Here is a 23,664-nt window from a genome sequence, read left to right as displayed (position 1 = left end):
CTCAGGGATTGCGGCGCACATTGACCAGTAACGGGCTACCGGTGGCCGGGTCGTGAATCAGATCGCAGCTGACGCCGTAGAGTTCCTGCACCAGCTCCGGTGAGACAATCTCCGCCGGAGCGCCCTCCTCAATAATGGTTCCGTTTTTCATGGCCACCATATGGTCCGCATAACGGCAGGCACTGGCCAGGTCGTGCACCACCATGGCGATGGTCTTGCCTTGTCCGCTCAGTGCCCGGGTTAACTCAAACACTTCAATCTGGTGGCCCAGATCCAGGGCCGATGTAGGTTCGTCCAGCAGTAACAGCGGCGTTTGCTGGGCCACCGACATGGCAATCCAGGCCCGCTGTCGTTGCCCGCCAGAGAGGGTGTCCAGTGCACGGTCAGCCAGTCCGGCAACATCGGCGGCCTGTATCGCCTGATCGAAGGCCCGTTGGTCTTCTTTCGACCACTGTGCCATCCAGCCCTGATGAGGCTGACGGCCGAAGCGCACCAGGTCGGCAACGGTGAGGCCTTCCGGGGCGGTGTTGTCCTGGGGTAGCAGGGCCAGTTTCCGGGCGACCTCTTTGGACGGCAGGCGATGGATATCCTTGCCGTCCAGAAGCACCGAGCCGCCCTTGGGCGTATGAATCCGGGCCAGGCCATTCAGCAAGGTGGATTTTCCGCAGCCGTTGGGGCCCACGATGGCGGTGACCTGGGCCGTTGGCAGATGAAGGCTCAGATTCTCCGCTACAACAAACTGACGGTGCGCCAGAGTGATGTCGTCGGCGGCAAGGGTCGCGGTTTGGGGTTGGCTCATGTCAGGCTCCGTGACGAAGGCTTCAGCAGTATCCAGAGCAGGTAGGGGCTGCCGACGATGGCGGTAATGATGCCCACCGGAATTTCCAGGGGCGCAAACAGCGTGCGGCCTAACAGGTCGGCAACCAGCATGAAGCTGGCGCCCGCCAGGGCCGCTGCCGTGAGCGGAACCTTGCCCGGGCGGCACAGGGCCCGGGCAAGCTCCGGCGCCAGCAGGGCAATCAGGCCAACCGGCCCGCAGACGGATACTGCCAGGCCCGTGAGCATCACCGACAAACCCAGGCCGATTATGCGGGTGGCTTTCAGTCGTGTGCCCAGGGCAATGGCCACCGCATCCGTGAACTGCAAGGTATTGAGGGCCCGGCTGAGGCTCATCAGAATCAGGTAGCCGGCCGCAAGGCCCATTCCGAGTACCAGCACACTCTGGCCGGAACGGGCATTCAGGCTGCCCACCGTCCAGGGATAGGCCGCATTGGCGGCATCAATCGCCACCCGACTGAGCATTACCTGGGTGACTGCGCCCGCGATGGCTCCAATACCGATGCCGGCGACGATAAAGCGATAGCCCCGGGTGCCATTGGCGCCCGCCAGACCAAAGGCAATCGCCGTGGCGGCTGCCGCTCCAGCCAATGCCATGGCTGATGGTGCCAGCGATAGCCCCACACCCACCACCGACGCGACGGCAAAGGCGGTAGCCGCGTTATCGATGCCGATAATGCCCGGTGTCGCCAGACGGTTACGGGCCAGGGTCTGCATCAGGCAGCCGGCCATGGCCAGCGCCGCCCCACTCAGTAGTCCCGCGATTACCCGGCTCAGACGAAGCTCGTTGATCACGAAATCGGTCATCGGGTCTGCGTGGCCGGCTAATGCCCTGAGGGTATCGAACAGTGAAACCTGCACGGTACCGGTGGCCAGCGAGATGATGGTTGCCAGGACTAACAGCCCGAGCAGGGCGGTATTAACCAGAGCGTTGCGTTTGTCCGGCATGGCGAATCCAGCGGTCATAGCGAAGGCATCCGGCCGGCCCGGACAATGGCCAGCAGCACCGGAGCGCCAATCAGGGCGGTAACCACCCCCAGAGGCATTTCGGCGGGCGCGGCAATCAACCGGGAAACCACGTCGGCACCCAATACCACGGCAGGGCCAACAGGCACACACAGCCAGAGGGTCTTGCGGATATCCGGGCCAGAAAAGGCCCGGGCAATAAACGGCACCACCAGCCCCACAAAGATCAGCGGCCCGGCGAGGGCCGTTGCCGAGCCCACCAGCAGAGCAACCGCGAAGGTGATCAGGAAGCGGATTCGCCCCGGGTGATGTCCCAGCCCGACGGCCGCCTTTTCGCCCAGGGCCATGGCTGCCAGTGGTCGTGCCACGATAGCCATCAGGACCAGCGCGAGAGTGATGGAGGGAATCGTTGCCCAAAGCATGGACAAGGGTTTGCCGGCCACGCTGCCGGTAATCCAGAAGCGGATCTCATCGGCGGCTCGTTGGTCCATCAGCATCAACATGGAGGTCAGTGCCAGCAGCAGACCTGTCATCGTAGCCCCGGCCAATACCAGACGCACAGGATCATTGCCCAGGCCCTGCACCCTGGTAGCGGCAATCACCAGGGCACAGCCAGCGAGCGCTCCAAGCTGGGCGGCCAGGGTGGTGAGAGTGGCTGTGGTGGCGCCCAAGAGGATGGCCAGGGCTACTGCAAAGCCACTGCCAGCACTGACGCCCAGCAAGCCCGGCTCGGCCAGTGGGTTGCGGGTCATGGACTGGAGCAGGGCACCGGCCAGGCCCAGTGCGAGGCCGGTGATCAGGGCAATGATGGTGCGGGGCAGCCGAAGCTCGGTGACCACGAACCAGGCTTCCTCCGTGCCATTGGCCATCAGCGCCGCCATGACATCGCTGGCAGACACCGGGCCGGCGCCATAGAGCAGGCTGGCCAGTACCACCAGCAACAATAAAAATCCCGCAGCCAGAAGCGGCGGGAAAAAAGCGCGAGACGCAACCACGCTAGTCGGAGATAGAGCGTTCAACATTGGGCGCTTCAGGGCTGAATGGCAGTGACCGCGGCTTCGATGTCATCAAGAATGGCCAGTACCGCCAGAGGTCCGGTAGCGCTGGTCCAGAGTTGCCCGCTGACGGTGATCACCCGGTCGTGTTCAACCGCATCCAGGCGGGCAAAGGCCGGGGATTGGCGGGCCGCCTCCAGTGCTTTGTCGCCATCTTCATTCAGTGTCGCCAGGAATACCCAGCTTTGATCCATGCTGGACAGGTTCTCCAGGCTCAGTGGTTCGCTATGGGGGCGACCTTCTTTAACCAGATCATTGTCATCTATCCGGAAGCCTACTGCCTGAAGAATCGAGGCCGAGAACAGGCCTTCCGCCATCACCAGGGGCCCCTGGGGCATCCAGCGAACCAGGGTGGCATCTCGCTGGGCTTCCGGGATGCGAGCCTCCACAAGGGCGGCCACTTCGCCAATGCGGGATTCGACTTTGGCAATCACCTGCTCAGCGGCCTCTTCCTTCCCCAGGGCTTTGGCGAACAGGCGGGTTTCCCGTTCCCAGCTGTCCGGCTGGAACATGGGAACATCTGACACGATCACCGGCGCGATCCGCGACAGCAACTGGTATTGCTGCTCATTGGTGCGCGGTGCTGCCAGAATCAGATCGGGCCGGACGGAGATAACCGCTTCAATATTGGTTTCGGCCGGTGCGCCCACAATAGCGATATCGCCTGCCCGGGACTTGATGTAATCGGCAACGTCGCTGCCGCCACGGGTAATTACAGCACCCACTGGGTTGGCATCGACAGCCAGTGTCGTGTCCAGGGCCCCCTCGTACAGTGTGACTACTCGCTCTGGCTGGCCGTTGACCGTTACCGGGCCATAGGCCGTTTCCACAGACCGGGTACCCGCGAGACTGGTACCCGCGCCCATGGCGGAGAGTGCCAGTACGGCAATGGATCGGAGAAGCGTCTGTCTGGGGGTGAGAGTGCGGCATGTCATGGTCAGTGCGCTCCGGCAGCGGGGTGTTAGATAGTTTGCAAATTTTAATGGAAAATAATGATAATGGTTCTCGTTAAGGTTTTAAAGTGATAAATTGGAACGGTCAGTTGCAAATAATGGAACCAAATCATGTATGACTTGCAGGAGCTGGAAGCTTTCGTGTCGGTAGTGCGCACCGGCAGCCTGACCGCCAGTACCCGGGATCTGGGACTACCCAAGTCCACTCTCAGCCGCCGGATTCGACAACTGGAGGAGAATGTGGGGCAGCCACTGTTGCTGAGACAATCCCGGAAGATCGTGCCGAACGATGCCGGGCGTGTGTTCTACCGCTATTGCAACGACATTCTCGAGTTGGTGGTGCAGGGGCGGGAGGCACTGGACGAACTCAAAGCCGAGGTAACCGGCAAGCTGGAATTGCGTTGTCACGAATCTTTTGTGCGTGGCTGGTTTTCCGGGGTGGTTGAGTCCTTTATGGCTGACCATGACGACCTTCGTGTTGCGATTCACACCCAGAGGAACCTGCCGGAAGCGGTCGAGGACGGTGTGTGTATCTGGCTGGGCGAGACCGGTGAGACAGCGCTGCGCCAGGAGGTGCTCGGTGTACTCAAGCAGGGTATTTTCGGTAGCCCGGCCTATTTCCGGCAGCACGGCAAGCCGGCTGCACCGGGAGAGCTTGCCCATCATCCCTGGGTGGATCTGCTGGGAATGGCAGACACCGGGGTAATATTGCACCACTCCCGCCAGGGCAATTTTCCGCTATCGCTACCGGACCGTCGGTTTACCGTGGACCAGTTCAATGTGCAGGGTGACGCCATTGCCGCGGGCCGCGGCCTGGGCTTGATGCCGGTCTGGCTGGTGGAACGTCGGCTGACGGCTCATCCCGGCAGTTTTCAGTCCTGTCTACCGGAGTGGTATGGACCCGACCTGCCAGTGACCTTGCTTTATCCTCATGGTGTTCTTCCCCGTCGGGTGCGGGCCTTTATTGCTCATCTACGAAGCTGTATCCCGGAGGAATGGACGGGGGGCGGTGGTACTGCCACACAGGCTGTTCCGAAAAGCGGAACGCATCATTCCAACACCTGAACCCTTGCGCTGTGTTAATGTTCACGCCACTGATAATGATTCGCAAATGCGAAAACTGATGCATCGTGAACGTTGCACAACACAGGGAGTTATTCATGCGCCGTCGTTTTCCTTTGCTGGCGTCAGCGGTTGCCCTGGCCAGTGCCAGCACCGCAAGTCTGGCCCAGACTGAGCCCGTTGAGCTGGGTGAAATTGTGGTGACTGCCGCTGGCTTTGAGCAGAACATCTCGGATGCGCCGGCCAGTATTTCGGTGATCTCTGGCGAGGAGCTGGCGAAGAAGTCCTACAAGAGTATTGTCGATGCGGTGAATAACATCCCGGGAGTGTACGTAACCGGTGGCGGTGGTGCGCAGGATATAAGCATTCGGGGGATGGATGACAGTTACACGCTTTATCTGGTCGACGGCCGGCCGGTCTCAGCGGGGCGTTCGGTAAACACCAACGGCCAGGACGGTGGCAAGCAGATTGCACTGCCGCCCATCTCCATGATCGAGCGGGTTGAGGTCATCCGTGGCCCGATGTCATCGCTGTACGGTTCTGAAGCCATGGGCGGCGTCATCAACATCATTACCCGTAAAAACCGTGGTGAATGGGCGGGCACTATCTCATCCGAGTACACCAAATCTCTGAACGATGTCAGCAACGACAGTCGGCAAACCAGCCTGTTTGCCGGCGGCGCACTGGTGGAGGACCTGCTCAGTGCCGAAGTGAATGCTGCCTGGGGAGGGGACGATGAGAGCGATTTTGCCGGTGCCGATGACTCCGCACGCAGTACCCCGGAAAGCAAGCGCAAGCAGGGTGGTGCCAAGCTGATTCTGACTCCGGATAGTCGCAACGAATTTGCCCTGAGTTACGACAGCTCCCGTCTGGAAGAGATGAGCACACCCGGCAAGAGTGTGGCAGAGGATGAAACCGGCTCAAACTACATCTATGACAAAGATGTATACGTGCTGTCTCATGCCGGCAACTATGGCGATTGGTTGACCCGGAGCTTTATCCAGCATGATCTGTCCGAGCGGGTACAGGATCAGACCAAGAAAGAGAAAGTATCGATGCTGGATACCCAGGCTACACGGTTCTGGGGAGACCATGTGCTGACGGTGGGTGGCCAGTACAAGAAGGAAAAGCTGACCGACGAAACCAACGGTTTGCTGACATCCAACATTCCAGGCGCCGTCCGCAGTGTTGATCGGTGGATCGCTGCGGTGTACTCGGAAGTGGAGTGGGGGCTGACCGAGCAGTTGTCGGTGACCACAGGGCTGCGCTACAACGACGACGAGCTGTTTGGCGGTGAGTTTTCACCAAGGGTTTACGCACTTTACGATCTGACACCAGAGCTGACCCTCAAGGGTGGGGTGTCTACCGGATATCGTCAGCCGGGTCTGGCCGATGTGACCGAAGGCTTCGGCCGCGGCACTGGCGGCGGTGGCTCACCTGCGCCGCATCCACGGGCATTGATCATCGGCAACCCGGAACTGGATCCGGAATCCAGTATCAGCTACGAGGCGGGTATGGTGTTTGATAGCCGGGCCATGGGACTGAACGCCAGCGTGATGCTGTTCCAGACCGATTTCAAAGACAAGATTGCCGAGGACCGGCTTTGTGAGTCTCCCAGTGGGGATCGCGATGACCCGGCCACCTGGACCTGCAGCTTTCAGGGCAACGACTACCTGTTCCTGAGTACCCGGGCCAACATCGACGAAGCCGAAATGCGAGGCGTCGAACTGACGCTGGATTACCGGCTGACCGACTCGGTCACTCTGAATTCCAGCTACACCTACACCGATTCTGAACAGAAGACCGGCGAGTACAAAGGCGAACCGCTGAACAAAATTCCTGAGCACATGGCTAACGCCAACCTGGACTGGCAAGCGAATAACCGGCTGAATCTTTGGTTCCAGGCCAACTATCGTGGTGAAACCAGCGATTACCTTGGCCGCCGTAGCATGTCAGATGGCACGCCGGGTTACACGCTGATGGATGCCGGCTTGCTTTATCAACTGACCGATTCTGCCCGGGTGACCGCGGGTCTGTACAACCTGGCTGATAAAGAAATCACCAATGATGACTATGGCGTGGTGCTGGATGGCCGTCGCCTGAACCTTGGCCTGGCGGTCGACTTCTGAGGATAGTAACCATGACTTCAATGAAACGGATTATGGCTTTTGCTCTGGCTGGCATGACCCTGACCGGATGCGCGACCACGACGGAAGTAACCGGCCCAACCGTGATCAGCTACGATCACGGTGCACTGGACACCTTGCTGGAGCTGGGTCTGGAAGAAAAGGTTGTGGCCATTCCGCACCAGAGCCTGCCGGATTACCTGGCGGACCTGGGCGCAAGGCTGCCGGATGCAGGTGGTCTCAAGACACCCGACCTGGCATTGGCCACTGACCTGAAACCAGGATTGGTACTGATGACCGGGCGCCAGGGGGCGGAAGCCCTTACGTCCTTTGCGAAGGTGGCTCCAGTACGTGATGTCACGCTGGAGGGGGATGGTCTTCAGGCAGCGGTGAATGACCGTGTGCTCAGCCTGGCTGGCTACTACGGCCTTGAAGAGGCGGCTGGCGCAGAGCTGGACGCGCTCTGGCAGCACGTCGAGGCGCAAAAGGCGACGTTGGCTGACGCAGGTACCGTTACCGTGGTGACCCATAATAACGGTAACTTTTCACTCCGGCAGGAAGCATTAGTCTACGAACTGTTGGCATTGACGCCAGCGGCTGTACCAGACAGTGTGCAGCCGGTGATGCGTGGAGAGCGTACCTTCTATCCGGTGACGGCCGACGTTCTCGCGCAAATGGCGCCGGATACCCTGCTGGTGGTTGATCGCAGCGCCGCGATCGGGGCTGAACCGCTGGCGCCGGAGACGTTGAAAGCTTCGTTGGCCGAGGCGGGTGTGTCTGCCGAAGTCGTGGTGCTTAACCCAGGCCTCTGGTACCTGTCCGGTGGCGGCTTGCAGAGCGTACGGCTGCAAGTGGACGAAGTGGTGAACGCGGTGCGGTAACTTCCGCGCAGCAGAATCTTAAGGCCTGCCGGCAAACGCCGACGGGCCTTTTTTGTTTGCGCCGCTTTGGTCAATAATGCTCGGCTATGAAACTGATCCTCAGCAGAAAAGGCTTCGACAGTTCCGCAGGTGGCTGTCCCAATCCGGTCTTCCCGGATGGCAGCTGCCTGGCGCTGCCCATTCCGGACGACCAGTCGCCCATTCGCTATAGCCAGGTCCGGCGCCACGGAGAAAGCATTGGTTCGCTGGTGTCGCAGCTTACCGGGCAGCAGGCGTTTTCCAGACGTGGTGCGCATCTGGATCCCGATGTTATCGAAAGTGCCTATCCCCGGCTGCCAGGCTGGCGCCCGGTGCTTGGCCAGCACAGTTCGGCCCAGGCGCACCTGGCCAATCATTGCATTGGTCCTGGTGATCTTTTTCTGTTTTTTGCGCTGTTCCGACCGGTGGAACGTTATCGTAAACGATGGCGCTTTGTGCCAGGTAGCCGACCGTTTCACGCTGTCTGGGGCTGGTTGCAGGTGGCAGACGTCTGGCCTCTGGGTGACGTGCCGTCAGTACCGGAGTGGGCGCGCTATCATCCACATCTGCATGGCGAGCGATCAGTACGGAACTGTCTCTATGTCAGCGGCGACAGGCTTCAGATTCCAGGCTTGCGTGAGGATTTGCCAGCTGCTGGAGCCGTGCAGGCTTTGTCAGACCAACACCGGCTGACCGCGCCCGGAGCTGCAAAGGTCACGGAGTGGCGATTGCCGGCAGCCTTCATGCCCCAACCTGGTAAGTCGTCCCTGAGTTATCACCACAATCCGGAACGCTGGCGCCTGGAGGATTCCGGGGAATACTGCCGCTTAAAGTGCGCGGCACGTGGTCAGGAGTTTGTCCTGGACCTGGAGCAGTATCCGGGAGTCAGTGAATGGTTGCTGACCCCGGGACTGCTCTCTTAAAAGGTGGTGCTTAGCAGGTAGGCCGTATAGCCCACGAAGATGGCCAGCAGCCCAACACCTTCCACACGATTGATACGCCCGGGCCCGCGAAATCCATAGCCTAGCACAAACAGGGCGAGGGTCAGGCCCACCATCACTGGAATATCCCTGATCAAGACTTCATTGGCCACCGCCATGGGGGCAATGGAGCCGGCAATACCGACCACGGCCAGGGTGTTGAACAGGTTGGAGCCCAGAATATTACCCAAAGCCAGATCATGCTCGCCCTTGCGGGCCGCAATGATTGAAGAGGCCAGTTCCGGCAGGGACGTGCCAATAGCCACAATGGTCAGGCCGATCACAAGGTCACTGACGCCAAAGCGAGTGGCTAGGTCGACCGCCCCCCAAACCAGAACGTGGGAGCTGATAATCAGCAGAACCAGCCCCACCACCAGCCAGAGAATCGCCTTGCGAATGGGCATGGGATGAGCGGCAAGCTCGGCATCCATTTCGGTGGCGAAGGCATCATCGGTTTTTCTCATGCCAGACCAGATGCTCCAGCCCAGTAACAGGGCAAACAGCACCAGCAGGCCGGCCGCATCCAGCCGGCTGAGTTCGCCATCAAACAGCAGCCAGGCCGCCGCCAGGGTAACCAGGGCCAGAATCGGCAGTTCCTTGCGCATCACCTGAGAGTGCACGGCAATCGGGGCGATCACGGCGGTGATACCCAGAATCAGGGCGATGTTGGTGATGTTGGAACCATAGGCATTACCCAGCGCCAGTCCCGGGTTGTCCTGAGAGGCCGCCAGCGCGGAAACCACCATCTCCGGTGCCGAGGTGCCAAAGCCAACCACCACCATACCGATCAGCAATGGTGGCATTCCGAAGTGGCCGGCCGCAGCGGCGGAGCCCTCAACAAAGCGGTCTGCACTCCAGACCAGAAGGGCAAGACCGGCAAGAATGGCGAGAGAAGCAATCAGCACGTTGTTGGCTCCCAGGTTGATGTCGGAGTATTTGACGGCAATCGCAGTGGCCGCACAATTACACAGAACTACCTATCAGCCAGTGGCAATTCAGGCTCTCTTGAAACTGGCCAGGGCCACCGCTGCGGTCACGAACAGGCCACCAAAAACCCGGTTCATTTGCCGCTGGCGCGCAGGGGTGGTCATGAACCGGAACAGCTGGCTGGCGAGAATGGCATAGCCTACCATCACCAGGATATCGACAAAGATCAGCGTGGCCCCCATGGTGGCCAGTTGAGGGCCGTGGGGCGCGCCCGCCACCAGAAACTGAGGGAACAGGGCAATCAGGAAGATGGTGGCCTTCGGGTTGGTGAGGTTTACCAGAGCTCCGTTCCAGAACTGTTGTCTTGGACTGAACGCGGAGAGGTCCGCCCGGGATGCTTCAATAGGTGGCTCCCTCCATTTCTGGATGCCGAGCCAGATAAGGTAAACCACGCCAATCCATTTGATCACTGCCAAAGCAGTATTGGAGGAGGCGACGATTGCGCCCAGCCCGGCGCCTACCAGCACGATCTGTGCGCCGTAACCGAATTGCTGACCGGCAATGGTGGGCAGAGATTTACGCACCCCGTAGCGAAGCCCGCTGCTCATGGAATTCACCGCGCCGGCGCCAGGCGAAATACTGATAAAAACAGCTGCGACCAGAAAGGTCAGCCAGACAGTGAGTGTCATTGCTTACGCTCTTGCTGAATCCGAAGATGTTATACTAGCCGCCACAAAACACCGGCCAGAAGAGGAGACTGTGACATGGCCAGAAAACGGGCGAAAGCCACGCAGCATAGTGCTGTGCAACGTGAATTGAGAACGCCAAAATACCAGATGCGTGTGGTTGAGGACAAAACCAAATACAAGCGCAGCCGGGACAAGACGGTTCGGTCGGAGGGCTTTCGCAAAGCCGCTTGAAAGTGGTTTTACGAAAGCCTTTCATACCCTCCTATCCCGGACAGTTAGTGCCAGTCGTCGCTTGCTGGTTGTCATAAAAGCTTCATGAATAGCCCCTGGGTCGCTGTTATCCTGTAGTGTTTACTGACATGGAACACGGCAGGAGCCGCACAGGATGAGAATCATCGCCTTCTACAGCCCCAAGGGCGGGGTTGGAAAGACCGCCGCTGCGGTCAACACCGCTTACCTGGCCAGCCGGGACAATCTGAGGACCTTGCTCTGGGATCTGGACCCACAGGGGGCCTCCAGTTTCTACCTTGCCGGAGCAGAGCCCGTGAAGGGCCGGAAACTCTCCAAACTGCTGGAGGGGAAATCGCCTATTGCCCGCTTTATTCACGAAGACGTTTATCCCAACCTGGATTTTATCCCCGCCCATTCCAGCTTTCGAAATTTCGACATCAAGCTCGAACAGGAGCACGATGGCAACGCGTTGAAAGACCTGTTGGCACCTTTGTCGGAAGACACCAGTCTGGTAATTCTGGATTGCCCGCCCACGTTATCCCGGCTTACCGAGCAGGTGCTGGATGTGGCTGACAAGGTGTATGTACCGGTGGTACCCACCTGGTTGTCCCTGAACAGCTGGGATCAGTTGAAAGACTTTGTAAAAGATAAAAAACTCGGTGTTAAGAAGCTGCGTCCGTTCTTTTCAATGGTGGATAGGCGTAAGAATCTGCATCGGGATGTGTTGGCAAGGGGAACGGAGCTGCTGACGAATCCGATGCCGGTCGCCGTTCCCTATGCCAGTGTGGTGGAACGAATGGGGGAGGAGGGGCAGCCTCTGGAACGATTGGCGCCTCGCAGTCCTGCAGCCGAGGAATACCGGAAAATATGGCAGGCGATTCAGGCCGATCTTGGTCTCAGCCGGAAACGAATGTTTCGCTAGTTTGTTCAGCCTTCAGGGAAGGTTGCTCACATGTACAACGTAGCTTTTACTAAGCCGATCATGCAGTAGCCGGCCGCGCAGAAACGCATTGACCAGCCAGATGCCTTTCCAGAGCAACGCGGTGGTCACAACGAATGTAAAAATGCGCCCCAGGCTGTGGCGTTTTGATAGCGGCATCAGTTCGCGATTGACCACTTTGAGCCCAAGCAGTTTTTTCCCGGGGGTGGCCTGCCAGCGTGACCCCTCGAAGAGCAGAGCCGCCAGTGGGTAAGTTGCCGGAGCTAAAATCCATAGAGGCAAGCCCGCTTTACCCGTAATGGCGGTTAACAGGAATTGGCCAATGGCCAGAGCAACTGCTATGGCAATCGTATCCAGTGCAAACGCCAAAGCCCGCATTCGGTAGCTCGCCACTGGGGTATCTTCAATCGGTGGTGGTGCCGCGGTGCTACGTCCGCCCCGGATAAACCGAAAGATTTTTTCGCCGGGAACGGGTTTGGCCGGATCAATATCCGTCTGTGGCGGCGGTTCGGTTTCAAGTGTGAGCTTTGTGTTTTCGAGGGACTCGGGCTTGTTGTCCGTGTTGTCGAAAAAAGGCTTGTTGTCTGGAGGAGGCTCATTGACCTGAAGTGGTTGCTGTCCCGCAGGCTGACCCGGGAATGGGTCAGCGTTTGGCGGTGGCGTGTTGCCAGAGTCATTCAGCGGTTGAAACAGTTTTGATGCCGCAGAGGGTTCTTCTGGCGTCTGTATCGGCTCTGACGGCGCCGGCTCACCAAACTTGGGAGCCGGGTGCTGGTTCTTTGGTTGTGCGCTGGCCAGAGCCTCTTTGTAGGCCTGATGCAGGCGCTGGAAGGCTTCAGGGTGTTCGTCGGGTCGGGTCTGTTTCAGAAGCCTGGCATAGGCTTTCTTGATGGCCCGGACATCGTCGGTAGATTCCAGCCCGAGCTCAGACCAGGGCCACATCAGAACCAGTGCTCGCTTTCCAGCTGATCCAGCATGTCTTTCATATAGGTCTGTGCTTCCTCTATCTCATGAGGAAGCTGCCGGTCCAGAGCGTAATGAAAGCGATCGAGCAATTTGCCAACAAACTCTCGCCGGTGGTCCAGACTCGATTCGTAGAGGCGTTCCGCCCTTGCCACGAGCATCCGGTTCTCTTCACCGTCCCGGGGATGGAACTTGAGCCCGGCGAGTTTAGCTCTGGCGGCCTCTTTTTCAGCGTCACTGAGAGCTCCCGGGGCACGTTCTATAACCAGTTGTTTGTTCACTCCGGTGGAGACCACTGTAACATCCACTTCCAGAATGCCGTTGGCATCGTAGCTGTAACGCACATCCACAGCTTCAACGCCTTTGGGGCCTTTTGGTACCCGGACCTTTATCTCACCCAGGAATATGTTCTTGTTTATGTTCGGGCTTTCGCCCTGGTAGACCTTAACACCCACCACCGACTGGTTGTGGCTTGCCGTATAGAGTCTTCGAACGATACTGATTGGAACCACGCAGTTGCGTTCAATGATCGGAAAGTAGCTGAGTTCATCGACATAGGGTTCATTGAAGGCAGCCGTACCCAATGTGAACGGGCAGACATCGGTCAGCACGATATCGTCCAGGGCTTCGTCCCGCATTACCAGTCCGGCCTGGATGGTGGCGCCCATGGCAACCACAGTATCCGGATCAATATGGCAGGAGGGCAGTCTGCCGAACATACGCCCGACCATGGCGCGGAAAGGAGCCAGCCGGGTTGACCCGCCCACCAGGATGACATCGTCTATGCTGGCTACGGGTATCTTTGCATCACGCAGTGTTCTTTCGATAGGTGCCTTGGCGCGTAGCAAAAGTGGGGTGCAGATTTCGATAAACCAGTCCTGGGTTACTTCGAATTCCACCGTTTTCTTCCCAAGCGTCAGTGTGAGCGTTTGGCCCGGCCCCAGCTTGCGTTTCGCACCCTCCATCTGGAGATACAGGTTCTGCAGATCAAGGGGTGGAATAGCTTCCTGGGACAGGCCGTTGCGCGCCAGCACATCCGCCACCATGACGTCGACAAAATCCTCGCCACCCAAGTGGTTATCACCGGCGCTGGCATGAACTTCCATAACACCGTCAAAATATTCGAGCAGGGAGACGTCGAAGGTGCCGCCACCAAAATCCAGAATCAGGAACATGCCTTCCTGCTTTTCATGCAGACCATAGGCAATCGCGGCGGCTGTGGGCTCGTTAATCAGGCGCTCCACCTTCAGGCCGGCAAGCTCTGCGGCTTGTCGGGTTGCCTGGCGTTGGTTGTCGCTGAAGTAGGCAGGAACACTGATGACGGCGCTGGATACCGGTTCTCCGAGAAAGGCCTCCGCGTCTTCTTTCAGAGACCTTAGAACCAGCGAAGACAGTTCCGTCGCGTTGAACCCCATGCGGCCAAGAAAAACGGTATGGTCCGTACCCATCAGTCGTTTGAACGTGGCCACGGTACGATCGCTGTGATTGATCAGACGTTGCCTGGCGCCCCGGCCGACAAGCAATTCGTTGTTGGTGTCAAGGCTGACCACGGAGGGTGTCAGGATTTCGCCAAGGCGATTGGGAATTAGTTTTACGCCGTCTTTCGTCCAGACGCCGCAGGCACTGTTGGTGGTGCCAAGGTCGATACCAATGGTTGTCATTGTACGTCCATGTTCCTTTATAGTGGGCTGCCGAATTCAAATCGGCAGGCTGTGCGCTCGCTGTATCCATCAGGCCGAGCGTGGCAAGGACTGGAAAATTATCGAATCTACAGGCGGATGACAACCTGTTACTGACATAACGGAGAACGGATGGGCACTCTGAATACTTTGCAAATCGACACCGGCGACAACCCGCAAACCACCATAATCTGGCTGCACGGTCTTGGCGCCAGCGGTCACGACTTCGAGCCGGTGGTTCCGGAGTTCCGGTTCTCGCGGGAGCAGCCCGTCCGTTTCATTTTTCCCCATGCACCGGAGCTGCCAGTTACCATCAATGGCGGAATGGTGATGCCTGCCTGGTACGACATTCTTGCCATGGACGTCGATCGTAAGGTTGATGCCGAACAGCTTCGCGCGTCCGCAGCCATGGTGGCAGAGCTGATCCGGGCCGAGCAGGAGCGGGGCGTTGCCAGTGAAAACATTATCCTGGGTGGATTCTCCCAGGGCGGTGCGGTGGCCTATGAACTGGCTCTCAGCTATCCGGAACGTCTTGGTGGCCTGTTTGCGCTGTCTACTTACTTTGCCACGGCTGATACCATTGAGCTGAGCGAAGCCAACCGCAAGTTGCCGGTATTTATCGGCCATGGTCGCTTCGACCCTATCGTGGCCGATACACTTGGCCAGGCGGCACTTCGGAAACTTCAGGATCTCGGGTACGAGCCGGAGTATCAAAGCTATGGAATGGAACATAGCCTGTGCCTTGAAGAGGTAAGAGACCTGGACGCTTTCCTGTCTCGTTTGACCTCGGGAGACCGCTAACTCGGACGGGGACTCATCTTCCCCGTTCTATTCGCTGGCGGACTGGTCGGAGCTGTCCGATTCCGAACGACCTCTGCATTTGGGCTGAAGCTCTTCCTCAAGCCAGCGGCGTACCTCGTTGCGGTCTCTGCGCCGGTTTAGCTGCTCGCTGTGAATGTTGTGCGGGAATATTTTGGGTCTGCCATCGTGGCGCAAAGTGAAGCTCCGGCGCACACCTACGGGGTAGGTGCTGGGGCCGTGAATCACGGCTGCCCGAAGTTCAAATCCTGTAATGTCCTCGAAAAGATAGTCGCTGTCTTCGTCCTCGCTGTTCTTGCCGAGAATCACATTCCGGAACGAGCCCAGAACCAGGTAGCCACCGGAAGGCACCGGGCCTTGCCGCAGAGCATGCTGTACGTTGGAGTCATCCGGTGCGACGCTCTCGTATTGCGTAACCGTCAGGGTTTTCTCTTGCCCAGCCCGGGTATGCACCACAACCTGTACACACTGAATATGCACCGTTTCCTGCCCCATGTTCACCAGCAAACACAGTGCATCCGGGTTCTCGTTCTGGGCATGGTGGATGACCAGATAGGGGCGGTTATTTCGTTTGTATTGCAGGAAAAACAGCTGAAAGTAGACGATCCAGACAACCGCCATTATGGCGCTGCTGATCGGGCTGACGTAGTCCATTGGGGTAGCCTCCGGTTCCTGTTTTCGGAACTAACATAGCAGCCAGCCGGTCCAGGGTTCAAAGACATGGATTGTGACAGTCTGCTGAACACGGAAACGGTCTTGAGGTGTGTCAACGCAGCGACACAAATCCTGCCTACACTGGCCGTGACGGATCGAAACCGGTCCCCTGCCTGAATGCCCGAAGAGGTTTTGCCATGAACTCACATCTGCTCGATATCGCACTTCCCGGAAACCCGAACCTGAAGCTTCAAGAAGTCGCTCCTGACAGTGATGATGAACGCATTACCCACGAGAAGAACACCTCCTTTGAAATGATTGCCGAAGATGGCCAGGTGGTCGGTTACGTTAAGACCTGGCATGAATCCGACGGCTATTCTGGCTATGTTCAGTTTGATTCCGAGGGAAATGTTCTGGACTGGAAGGTGCTCCGGGATCGTCAGTAAAACTGAACAATTACTGCAGAAGCTTGTGTTATCTATCGCCTGGCGCTGAGGCTAGACTGATCAAGACTACATAACGGCGTGAACCGGTATTGCTGTACGGTTTGCGTTGGTGGATCTGTTTATTCAGCAAAAGGAAACCTGCCATGTCCCTCAAGTTACAGACAATCATCTGCAGTACTCGCCCCGGCCGTGTAGGCCCCGCCATCGCTGAGTGGTTCAACGGTTTTGCCAACGAACAGGGTGCTTTTAACAGTGAGCTGGTGGATCTGGCGGATTTTAACTTGCCGGTTTATGACGAGCCCAATCACCCGCGTCAGCAGCAGTATCAGCACGAGCACACGAAAAACTGGTCGGAGAGTGTGTCCGGCGCAGACGCCTACGTGTTCGTGCTTCCGGAGTACAACTTCTGCCCGCCGCCTTCCTTCATCAACGCGATCAACTACGTGTACAACGAGTGGAATTATAAACCGTGTGCCTTTGTCAGCTATGGCGGCGTCTCTGGCGGGCTTAGGTCTGCCCAGATGGCAAAACAACTGGTGACCACCGTTAAAATGATGCCCATGGTGGAGGGCGTGATGGTGCAGATGCCCTGGGAACTTCTGGACGAAAATCGCAAGTTCCAGGCGGCCGAGCATCATACTGGATCGGCCTCGACCATGCTGACGGAGCTGGCCAAGTGGGCCGAGGGAATGAAGGCCATGCGCTAACTCACCGGGCGCTCTGATTTCCGATCATTATTTGCCACAATTCAAGCATAAAGCTTTCGGGATTCTACCTCCGTGGGTCGTTTATGGTGAACGCATACCTAACGAAAACGGAGGTGAACCATGAGCACAGTAGAGCTTATCGAACAGTGGCTGGAGAAGTGCGATCTGGCGCATCAGGCGCAGACACGCTATGACCGGGAACCGACCCCAACCAACTATTCCCGCTTGAAAAGAGCCCAGGAGGAACGTGGGGAGGTGGAGCGGAAGATGTCCCCTCTGCAGGCCCGGGTCGGCTAACAGTCTCTGGCGTCAGCGAGCTCCTAATCGATACCTCGAACCTCGCTGCCCGCTTCAAGTTGTTGTCGTTCATGATCGGAAGGCCCGCTGGGTTGATCAGTACCGGAATTGCGCGATTTGCGTGTGAAGCCCTTCGGCTAGTCTTGCCAGCTCCTCGCTGGCCGCCGATACCTGCTCCGTGGAGGCCGCAGACTGGTCTCCAATATCCCGGATCTGAGTCATATTCTTGTTCATGTCTTCGGCAACCGAAATCTGTTGATCAGCGGCGGTAGCGATCTGGCTGTTGTAACGGCGAATCTCTTCAACAGCTTCCGCAATGGCCTGAATGGCTGTGCCTCCCAGTTCTGCCCGTTCCAGTGTTTGCTTGGCTAATTGGTGCCCGCGCCCCATGTCTGATACGGCCGCTTCGGCGCTGGCGAGAAGGTTGCCGATCAAGGACTCGATTTCCACTGCAGACGTTTGGGTTCGCTTGGCAAGCGATCTTACTTCATCCGCCACTACGGCAAAGCCGCGCCCCTGGTCTCCGGCCCGGGCAGCCTCGATCGCAGCATTCAGCGCCAGAAGGTTGGTCTGCTCAGCAACTGCTTTGATAACGTCCAGCACCGTGCCGATATTGTCGGTTTCGGCTTTCAGGGTATTGAGTTGCTGCATGACCGAGGTGCTTTGCGAGTTCAGCTCGGATACGAAGCTGAGGGTCTCGTTGGTAGCCGCTGTACCACTTTCTGTCTTGTCGCTGCAGTGATTTGCGGACTGAAAGGCGGCTTCGGCACTTCGAGCAACTTCAGTGACCGTCGCGACCATCTGATTCAGCGCTGTGGCGACCTGATCTGTTTGCGACTTCTGCTCGGCGACTCCCATATTTGTCTGGTGGGTGACCGCAGAGAGTTCCTCTGACGCCGAAGCGATGCTGGCCGCACCCTGATTGATTTCCTGAATCAGTCCCCGGAGGTTGGTGACCATGATGCCAAACGCTGCCAACAGCTGGCCAAACTCATCGCCACGACTACTTCGGCTGTCCACGGTGAGGTCGCCCGATGCAACCTTGTTGGCAATACTCAGGGTTTCGCTGATCGGACGTGTTATTGATCGAGTGAGGGTCCATGCCACGATCGCCGCCACAAACATGGCCAGTGCGGTTATAGCGATGATTTCGATAACCGTCAGGTCATAACGCTCTTCCATCAGAATCCGCTCGCGCTCTTTCAGTTCCTCGGTCTTGCCAATGGCATTGTGAGCGGCTTTGTATAGTTGTTCTTCGAGGGACGACGTATCAGAAGCGCCTGCGGATAGGCTTGCCGTATAGGTGTTCAGGAGAGACTGATAGTCTTCGATATCGGCGCGTATCTGTTCAACCAGTTGCCGGTCGCTTGCGTTTTGGATCAGTGTCATCAATGTGGCCAGAGCGGCTTTGGTTTGCACCAGGTAGTCGGCGGCTCGATCAATGGATTCGGGGGTTTCGTGTATCCGATAGTTCTTCTCCTCCCGCTCAGCCTCCAGCAACGAGATTTCAGCTTGGTTGGCCTGTTTTAATATCGATACGCGATGGTTGTAGTCGTTGAGTGAGGTGATGCTGACGACCGCGACGATCAGGATGAGCAGCACCAGAATCGCAAAGCTGGAAGCCAGCTTCTTTCCCACCGCAAGGTTTCCCCAAAAAGCACGCATCGATTTTTCCTTTGGTAACCGCCTCCCTGCGAGTCATTTAATAGCCTATTGGAACGGTATACGGCATTTTCTCCTGAATTTTTAGTTGAGTTCGAAAAATATTTGTAAATTTAATTGTAAGAATGGCTAAGGATGGTGTTTGCGCCAGGACCCAGGACCGGCTGAATAATCGCCCGATTGTTAATAGGGCAGAGGGCGGACGCCAGCGACATGGTAGTCTGACCATTGGATATCAACGCCTATGGTCATTACCTGGGCAAATCTGTTTTCATGCGAGTTGGGGCGCTATTGGTGCAGGCACGTTGAGACAATTTATTCCGGATTTTGGTTTCGCGAATCCAAAGCAACGGACGTTAACGTTGCTGATGGTCTTCTTTTTATCGGTCTTGTTGTCGGCCTGCGCATTGCCAATCGCTGACCGATCGGAGTCCAGCGCCCTGGACCTGGATGAGGCCGCCGATACCCGGCTCGGACAGGCCATTGCGCCGCAGTTGGAGAGCTATCCTGGTAATAGTGGCATCCATACCTTGGCAAACCCTCGGGATGCCTTTGCTGCCCGCGTTCTGCTGGCGCGCGCCGCCGATCGAACTCTGGACGTTCAGTATTACATCTGGCATGGCGATATAACCGGAACACTGCTGTTGGAAGAGCTGCATACGGCGGCTGAGCGGGGAGTGCGGGTCCGGTTGCTGCTGGATGATAACGGCACCTCCGGGTTAGACGCCGAACTCGCTGCCTTGGCAAGTCATCCTTCCATTGAAGTACGACTCTTTAACCCGTTTGTGATCCGTAATCCCAAATGGTTGGGGTACCTGACGGACTTCTCGCGGGCTAACCGGCGCATGCACAACAAGTCATTCACGGCGGATAACCAGGCCACCATTGTCGGTGGCCGGAATATCGGCGATGAGTATTTTGGTGCCACCGCCGGCGTTCTTTTTGCGGATCTGGACGTGCTGGCCATTGGCCCGGTGGTGCCTGAGGTATCGAGTGATTTTGATCGCTATTGGGCCAGTGCCTCCGCGTATCCCGTTGAACAGCTGTTGCCCGCCGCTTCCGATGCGGATTTGCGCGAGCTGGAGCGTCGTGCGCTGAAGCTTGAGAACGACCAGGCGGCGACAGACTATGTGAAGGCAGTTTCCGAATCTGATTTTGTGCGTCAGTTGTTGTCTGGGGTACTGGAGTTCGACTGGGCCAGAACCCGAATGGTCAGTGATAGCCCCGCCAAAGGGCTTGGGAGATCTGAAAGGGAAGATCTGCTGGCGTATAAGCTTGGCGAGATTCTTGGAGAACCAGAATCCCGGGTCGCATTGATTTCCCCGTACTTCGTGCCAACCCGGGCGGGTGTTGATGCGTTTGCGGCTTTGGCGAACAAAGGTATTGAGGTAAGCATACTGACCAATTCTCTTGATGCCACCGACGTAGCCGCTGTTCATGCGGGTTATGCCAAACGTCGCAAGGCTCTGCTTAAGGCCGGTATCCATCTGTATGAGATGCGGCGGCTCTCGCCTGATGTTGAACGGAACCAGAGCGCCGGGCCCTTCGGTAGTTCGGGCTCCAGCCTGCATGCAAAGACCTTTGCCGTTGACGGCGAGAGACTGTTCGTTGGCTCCTTCAATTTCGATCCCCGCTCAATCAACCTGAACACCGAGCTGGGCTTTGTGATTGAGAGCCCGGCGCTTTCAGAAAAGATCCACGAGGCCTTTGAAGAAAGCATCCCGTTGCGGGCTTACGAAGTTCGACTAACCGAGAACGGTGAGCTTTATTGGGTAGAGCACGTTGATGGCGATGTCATCCGCCATGAGCAGGAACCCAATACAGGATTTTTGCAACGCACGGGGATTTTCCTGTTGTCGATACTGCCAATTGAGTGGCTGCTTTGAATAAGGAAAAGACAATGAACTCAGCTGTACATCTCGGCTTTGCGCTGTCTCTGTTGCTTGGCGGGACTGCTGTGGCCCAGGAAGCGACACCGCTGTCTGCGCCGGACTCCACTCCAGACGCTCTCGGCCTGATGCAAGGTTTTCCTCCGGCGCCCGACAAAACGATTCGCTTCACGGATCCGGACTATTTTGCCTTTCCTAAACTGCGCTGGACGGTCTGTCATTTCCGGGAGCTGATGCCGACGACGGTGGTACGTAATGGCAGCGAGGGTGTCAGTGAGCTTCCCGTAGACATCGACGCCGGTATAGACGGGGTCGAGTTCTTGCCCCTGGGAGGTAAGGCGCCGATGACCTGGCGCGACGCCTTTGACGCGAATTACACCGATGGCATCCTGGTTCTGCACCAGGGCAGGGTGGTTTATGAGCGTTACGATGGCTGCCTTGATGAGCACACTCTGCACGGCGCAATGTCCGTTACCAAAAGCCTGACGGGGCTTCTCGGCGAGGTGTTGATGGCCGAAGGCACGCTGGATGAAGCCGCTTTGGTGGGAGACATCATTCCCGAACTGGGGCGCAGTGCATTCGGTGATGCAACGGTTCGCCAGGTTCTGGATATGACCACCGCGCTGGACTACTCGGAAGACTACTCTGATCCTGATGCCGAAGTCTGGACCTATGCCAGGGCCGGGAGCCCGTATCTGGTGAGCGAACAACGTGAAGGGCCCCGAAGCTACTTCGATTACCTGAAAACGGTCAGAAAAGACGGAGAGCATGGTGAAGCGTTCGGCTACAAAACCATTAATTCAGATGTGGTGGGCTGGCTGATCGCAAGAACGACCGGGGTTTCGGTTGCCGACTACTTTTCCGAGCGTATCTGGTCAAAGATCGGGGCAGAGCGTGAAGCTTTCTATACGGTCGATTCCATAGGTACTCCATTTGCGGGTGGCGGATTCAACGCCACGTTGCGTGATATGGCGCGAATCGGTCTACTCGTGCTGAACGAGGGCAAGTGGGCCGGCGAGCAGATTATCCCGGCTCAGGCGATTGCCAGTATTCGCAATGGTGGCGACCGGGCGGTGTTTGCCAAAGCCGGATATGAACTTCTCGATGGCTGGAGCTATCGTGGCATGTGGTGGGTCAGCCACGACGACCACGGGGCGTTCGCGGCGCGCGGTGTGCATGGCCAAACGATCTGGATAGATCCTGCTGCCGATATGGTCATCGTCCGCTTTGCCTCCAACCCGGTTGCCGGCAATGCGGCGAATGATCCGACTTCCTTGCCGGCTTACCGGGCTGTGGCGGATTATCTGATGGCTCAACAGTTTGTTGGCTCTGGTACCAAACCTCTGCTGGATGACCTGTAGTTATTTCAGGAGCGGTCCCGAACCTTTTGCGAATTGGTTCAGAAATTTTCTAAGAGCAGGCTACTCATTCGTTCCGCAACTGGTGACCACAGAGCGAGAGTAGTCGCGTAGCACATCCAAACTAGGGTCATTGAACTCAGACCGGTAGGTTTCGTTGAAAAGGTTCGAGAGATCTTTGTACGAATTATTCTTCGTTCCGTCAGAAAGGGCGATGTGCTCGAATATTTCGGTCATGGTATTTCTAAGGCACTCAGCTTCTGGCTGGGTCGACTCGCGACAGTATTGAGTCAACTCCTGGCGGGCGCCGTTGCGGTCGCTACCATTAGCAATTGCTAGAAATCGAAGGACGCTAATATATCGGGAGATAATAAGTTCTGGATCGTCGGCTGACGCTGGTTTCATCGCACTCAACACGGCATTGGCTTCGTCAAAGTCGTCAACGTTGCCGGTATCAGCACCCCGTAGAATTAGAAACCGCGCCACATTGTTGCCTACCACGTAGTCGTGTTCGTCACCGATCTGACGCACGACGGCGATCGCAGCATCGGCGCCCGACGTGTTGTATTGATACTCTGCCGTGCAAAGAAGTTCGCTTCGGGCATTGTTATCACAGGCGGTGAGAGCGGTCAGAAGGGAAAGTAAGCCGAGTATTTTCCAGTATGGCATGAAGAATTCCGTTTCCAGTGTTGTTGCGAGGCGCCCTTTAGCTGACGGACTGTACACGTGCAGCGCGGAGTTCCTACGTGCGGTGCAAGACACGGTCAATGCTGTATGAGAGTGGCGAGTGGTCCAGAAACAACAAAGCCCGCACAAGGCGGGCTAAGTCATTGAATTCATGGTGCCCGGAGGCGGCACTCTCACCTCAGTAATGACGAGGTTTCCGGAGCAATTGTCGTGATTTTGTCGTGACTTTGGAGCGACTGGTTTCATGCTTCTCGGATCTGGGGGCGGAACAGCTGCTTTTTGAAACAGCCAGTTGGTGCGTTAATTGACACATAGCTTCCACCTAGATTGCCAAATGCTCTCGCTACATAGCATTCTTCTCGGCCCGATCGCGGAATTTGATCCAAGTGTCATCAAAATTGCGAGCATCTGTTTTCAGTGTCACCTTTGTTGGTGACCTCATGATAGCAAACTGTACGCTATGAGAGGGCTGGTTGAAGGTAAAAAGGTATGCGCTAGCGAGCGTGTCGCTATTTACGCCCGGCCGAAACCGAACCGAATATGACCTGCACCTGTTTTCACTTCAACTGGGGCGTCATCTCGGTTTAGCTTTAGCTGCAGGCGCCGCTCCTCTGGCCGTGTGTATACATTGATAGCGAGGTGCAGAAGGGTAAATGTACTCGCCATGATGACGATCAATGCAAATGCGAGTGCTCGAATTGAAGTGGACCCCAAATTTTGGACAGGTGCCTAAGCTCTGATTCATCATCTCCACGAGGAGGAGAATCATGAGCAAGAAACGCAAGCAATACAGCGCATCATTCAAGTCCAAAGTTGCTCTGGCCGCCCTCAAGGGTGA

Annotated in this window: 23 protein-coding genes; 12 read left to right on the top strand and 11 right to left on the bottom strand. The window is 57.2% G+C overall.

Features of this window, described 5'->3' with window-relative positions; all coding sequences use genetic code 11:
- Position 1 precedes the first annotated feature (1 nt).
- Genes JIF53_RS03455 through JIF53_RS03440 form a run of 4 tightly spaced genes read right to left on the bottom strand, consistent with a single transcriptional unit; the run spans position 2 to position 3,793 of the window.
- Positions 2 to 799, bottom strand: a complete 798-nt coding sequence (locus JIF53_RS03455) for an ABC transporter ATP-binding protein (RefSeq protein WP_199451834.1) — start codon at positions 797 to 799, stop codon at positions 2 to 4.
- Positions 796 to 1,803, bottom strand: coding sequence for a FecCD family ABC transporter permease (locus JIF53_RS03450; protein WP_228285455.1), 1,008 nt, complete (start codon positions 1,801 to 1,803; stop codon positions 796 to 798). The genes JIF53_RS03455 and JIF53_RS03450 overlap by 4 nt, the downstream gene beginning before the upstream one ends.
- On the bottom strand, positions 1,800 to 2,825 hold the full coding sequence (locus JIF53_RS03445; RefSeq protein ID WP_199451833.1) for a FecCD family ABC transporter permease: 1,026 nt from the start codon (positions 2,823 to 2,825) through the stop codon (positions 1,800 to 1,802). The genes JIF53_RS03450 and JIF53_RS03445 overlap by 4 nt, the downstream gene beginning before the upstream one ends.
- A gap of 8 nt (positions 2,826 to 2,833) precedes the next feature.
- Positions 2,834 to 3,793: an iron-siderophore ABC transporter substrate-binding protein gene (locus JIF53_RS03440; protein WP_113879262.1), complete on the bottom strand. Its 960-nt coding sequence runs from the start codon at positions 3,791 to 3,793 to the stop codon at positions 2,834 to 2,836.
- 129 nt (positions 3,794 to 3,922) lie between these two features.
- On the opposite strand from JIF53_RS03440, the gene JIF53_RS03435 reads away from it, so the two are divergent.
- The 4 genes from JIF53_RS03435 (at position 3,923) to JIF53_RS03420 (ending at position 8,821) form a co-directional block, all read left to right on the top strand.
- Positions 3,923 to 4,876, top strand: a complete 954-nt coding sequence (locus JIF53_RS03435) for a LysR family transcriptional regulator (RefSeq protein WP_011786707.1) — start codon at positions 3,923 to 3,925, stop codon at positions 4,874 to 4,876.
- A 95-nt stretch (positions 4,877 to 4,971) separates the two neighbouring features.
- The gene (locus tag JIF53_RS03430; protein ID WP_199451832.1) at positions 4,972 to 7,002 is read left to right on the top strand and encodes a TonB-dependent receptor domain-containing protein; all 2,031 of its coding nucleotides are present in this window, start codon (positions 4,972 to 4,974) and stop codon (positions 7,000 to 7,002) included.
- Between the two features lie 11 nt (positions 7,003 to 7,013).
- Entirely contained in the window at positions 7,014 to 7,880 is an 867-nt protein-coding gene (locus JIF53_RS03425) for an ABC transporter substrate-binding protein (RefSeq protein WP_153740596.1), read from the top strand.
- Between the two features lie 86 nt (positions 7,881 to 7,966).
- Complete coding sequence (locus JIF53_RS03420; protein WP_199451831.1) at positions 7,967 to 8,821, top strand: hypothetical protein; 855 nt, start codon at positions 7,967 to 7,969, stop codon at positions 8,819 to 8,821.
- Here the strand turns inward: JIF53_RS03420 and JIF53_RS03415 are convergent.
- Positions 8,818 to 9,783 carry a calcium/sodium antiporter gene (locus tag JIF53_RS03415; protein WP_199451830.1) on the bottom strand — a complete coding sequence of 322 codons (966 nt, stop codon included), beginning with the start codon at positions 9,781 to 9,783 and terminating at the stop codon, positions 8,818 to 8,820. The two genes, JIF53_RS03420 and JIF53_RS03415, sit on opposite strands and share 4 nt — an antisense overlap.
- A 90-nt stretch (positions 9,784 to 9,873) precedes the next feature.
- Entirely contained in the window at positions 9,874 to 10,494 is a 621-nt protein-coding gene (gene rhtB / locus JIF53_RS03410) for a homoserine/homoserine lactone efflux protein (protein WP_113879266.1), read from the bottom strand.
- A gap of 75 nt (positions 10,495 to 10,569) precedes the next feature.
- Between rhtB and JIF53_RS03405 the strand changes: the two genes are divergently transcribed.
- A complete protein-coding gene (locus tag JIF53_RS03405) occupies positions 10,570 to 10,725 on the top strand; it encodes a hypothetical protein (protein WP_022990772.1) in 156 nt (51 codons plus the stop codon).
- A 154-nt stretch (positions 10,726 to 10,879) separates the two neighbouring features.
- On the top strand, positions 10,880 to 11,647 hold the full coding sequence (locus tag JIF53_RS03400; RefSeq protein WP_153740599.1) for a ParA family protein: 768 nt from the start codon (positions 10,880 to 10,882) through the stop codon (positions 11,645 to 11,647).
- A 12-nt stretch (positions 11,648 to 11,659) separates the two neighbouring features.
- Here the strand turns inward: JIF53_RS03400 and JIF53_RS19625 are convergent, their stop codons facing one another.
- The gene (locus JIF53_RS19625) at positions 11,660 to 12,607 is read right to left on the bottom strand and encodes an RDD family protein (RefSeq protein WP_153740600.1); all 948 of its coding nucleotides are present in this window, start codon (positions 12,605 to 12,607) and stop codon (positions 11,660 to 11,662) included.
- Positions 12,607 to 14,289 (bottom strand): molecular chaperone HscC, encoded by a 1,683-nt coding sequence (locus tag JIF53_RS03390; protein WP_153740601.1) that lies wholly within the window; start codon positions 14,287 to 14,289, stop codon positions 12,607 to 12,609. The genes JIF53_RS19625 and JIF53_RS03390 overlap by 1 nt, the downstream gene beginning before the upstream one ends.
- A gap of 150 nt (positions 14,290 to 14,439) precedes the next feature.
- Between JIF53_RS03390 and JIF53_RS03385 the strand changes: the two genes are divergently transcribed.
- A complete protein-coding gene (locus JIF53_RS03385; RefSeq protein ID WP_153740602.1) occupies positions 14,440 to 15,108 on the top strand; it encodes an alpha/beta hydrolase in 669 nt (222 codons plus the stop codon).
- A gap of 27 nt (positions 15,109 to 15,135) precedes the next feature.
- Here the strand turns inward: JIF53_RS03385 and JIF53_RS03380 are convergent, their stop codons facing one another.
- On the bottom strand, positions 15,136 to 15,780 hold the full coding sequence (locus JIF53_RS03380) for a hypothetical protein (protein ID WP_023008653.1): 645 nt from the start codon (positions 15,778 to 15,780) through the stop codon (positions 15,136 to 15,138).
- Between the two features lie 197 nt (positions 15,781 to 15,977).
- Here JIF53_RS03380 and JIF53_RS03375 point away from each other — a divergent pair, with 197 nt between their 5' ends.
- The 3 genes from JIF53_RS03375 (at position 15,978) to JIF53_RS03365 (ending at position 17,230) form a co-directional block, all read left to right on the top strand.
- Entirely contained in the window at positions 15,978 to 16,226 is a 249-nt protein-coding gene (locus JIF53_RS03375; protein ID WP_153740603.1) for a hypothetical protein, read from the top strand.
- A 143-nt stretch (positions 16,227 to 16,369) separates the two neighbouring features.
- Complete coding sequence (locus JIF53_RS03370; RefSeq protein WP_153740604.1) at positions 16,370 to 16,933, top strand: NADPH-dependent FMN reductase; 564 nt, start codon at positions 16,370 to 16,372, stop codon at positions 16,931 to 16,933.
- A gap of 120 nt (positions 16,934 to 17,053) precedes the next feature.
- Complete coding sequence (locus JIF53_RS03365; protein WP_153740605.1) at positions 17,054 to 17,230, top strand: hypothetical protein; 177 nt, start codon at positions 17,054 to 17,056, stop codon at positions 17,228 to 17,230.
- A 96-nt stretch (positions 17,231 to 17,326) separates the two neighbouring features.
- Here the strand turns inward: JIF53_RS03365 and JIF53_RS03360 are convergent, their stop codons facing one another.
- Entirely contained in the window at positions 17,327 to 18,895 is a 1,569-nt protein-coding gene (locus JIF53_RS03360) for a methyl-accepting chemotaxis protein (protein WP_199451829.1), read from the bottom strand.
- A 365-nt stretch (positions 18,896 to 19,260) separates the two neighbouring features.
- On the opposite strand from JIF53_RS03360, the gene JIF53_RS03355 reads away from it, so the two are divergent.
- The gene (locus tag JIF53_RS03355; RefSeq protein ID WP_153740620.1) at positions 19,261 to 20,778 is read left to right on the top strand and encodes a phospholipase D family protein; all 1,518 of its coding nucleotides are present in this window, start codon (positions 19,261 to 19,263) and stop codon (positions 20,776 to 20,778) included.
- A gap of 14 nt (positions 20,779 to 20,792) precedes the next feature.
- Complete coding sequence (locus JIF53_RS03350; protein WP_153740607.1) at positions 20,793 to 22,142, top strand: serine hydrolase domain-containing protein; 1,350 nt, start codon at positions 20,793 to 20,795, stop codon at positions 22,140 to 22,142.
- A gap of 60 nt (positions 22,143 to 22,202) precedes the next feature.
- On the opposite strand, the gene JIF53_RS03345 is transcribed toward JIF53_RS03350, so the two are convergent.
- Entirely contained in the window at positions 22,203 to 22,808 is a 606-nt protein-coding gene (locus JIF53_RS03345) for a hypothetical protein (protein WP_153740608.1), read from the bottom strand.
- Positions 22,809 to 23,664 lie beyond the last annotated feature (856 nt).

The organism is Marinobacter sp. bablab_jr008, from assembly GCF_016464145.1.
In the GTDB taxonomy this organism is placed as follows: domain Bacteria; phylum Pseudomonadota; class Gammaproteobacteria; order Pseudomonadales; family Oleiphilaceae; genus Marinobacter; species Marinobacter nauticus.
The sequence above is the reverse complement of the archived record's forward strand: the minus strand, read 5'-3'. Positions and strand labels throughout refer to the sequence as shown.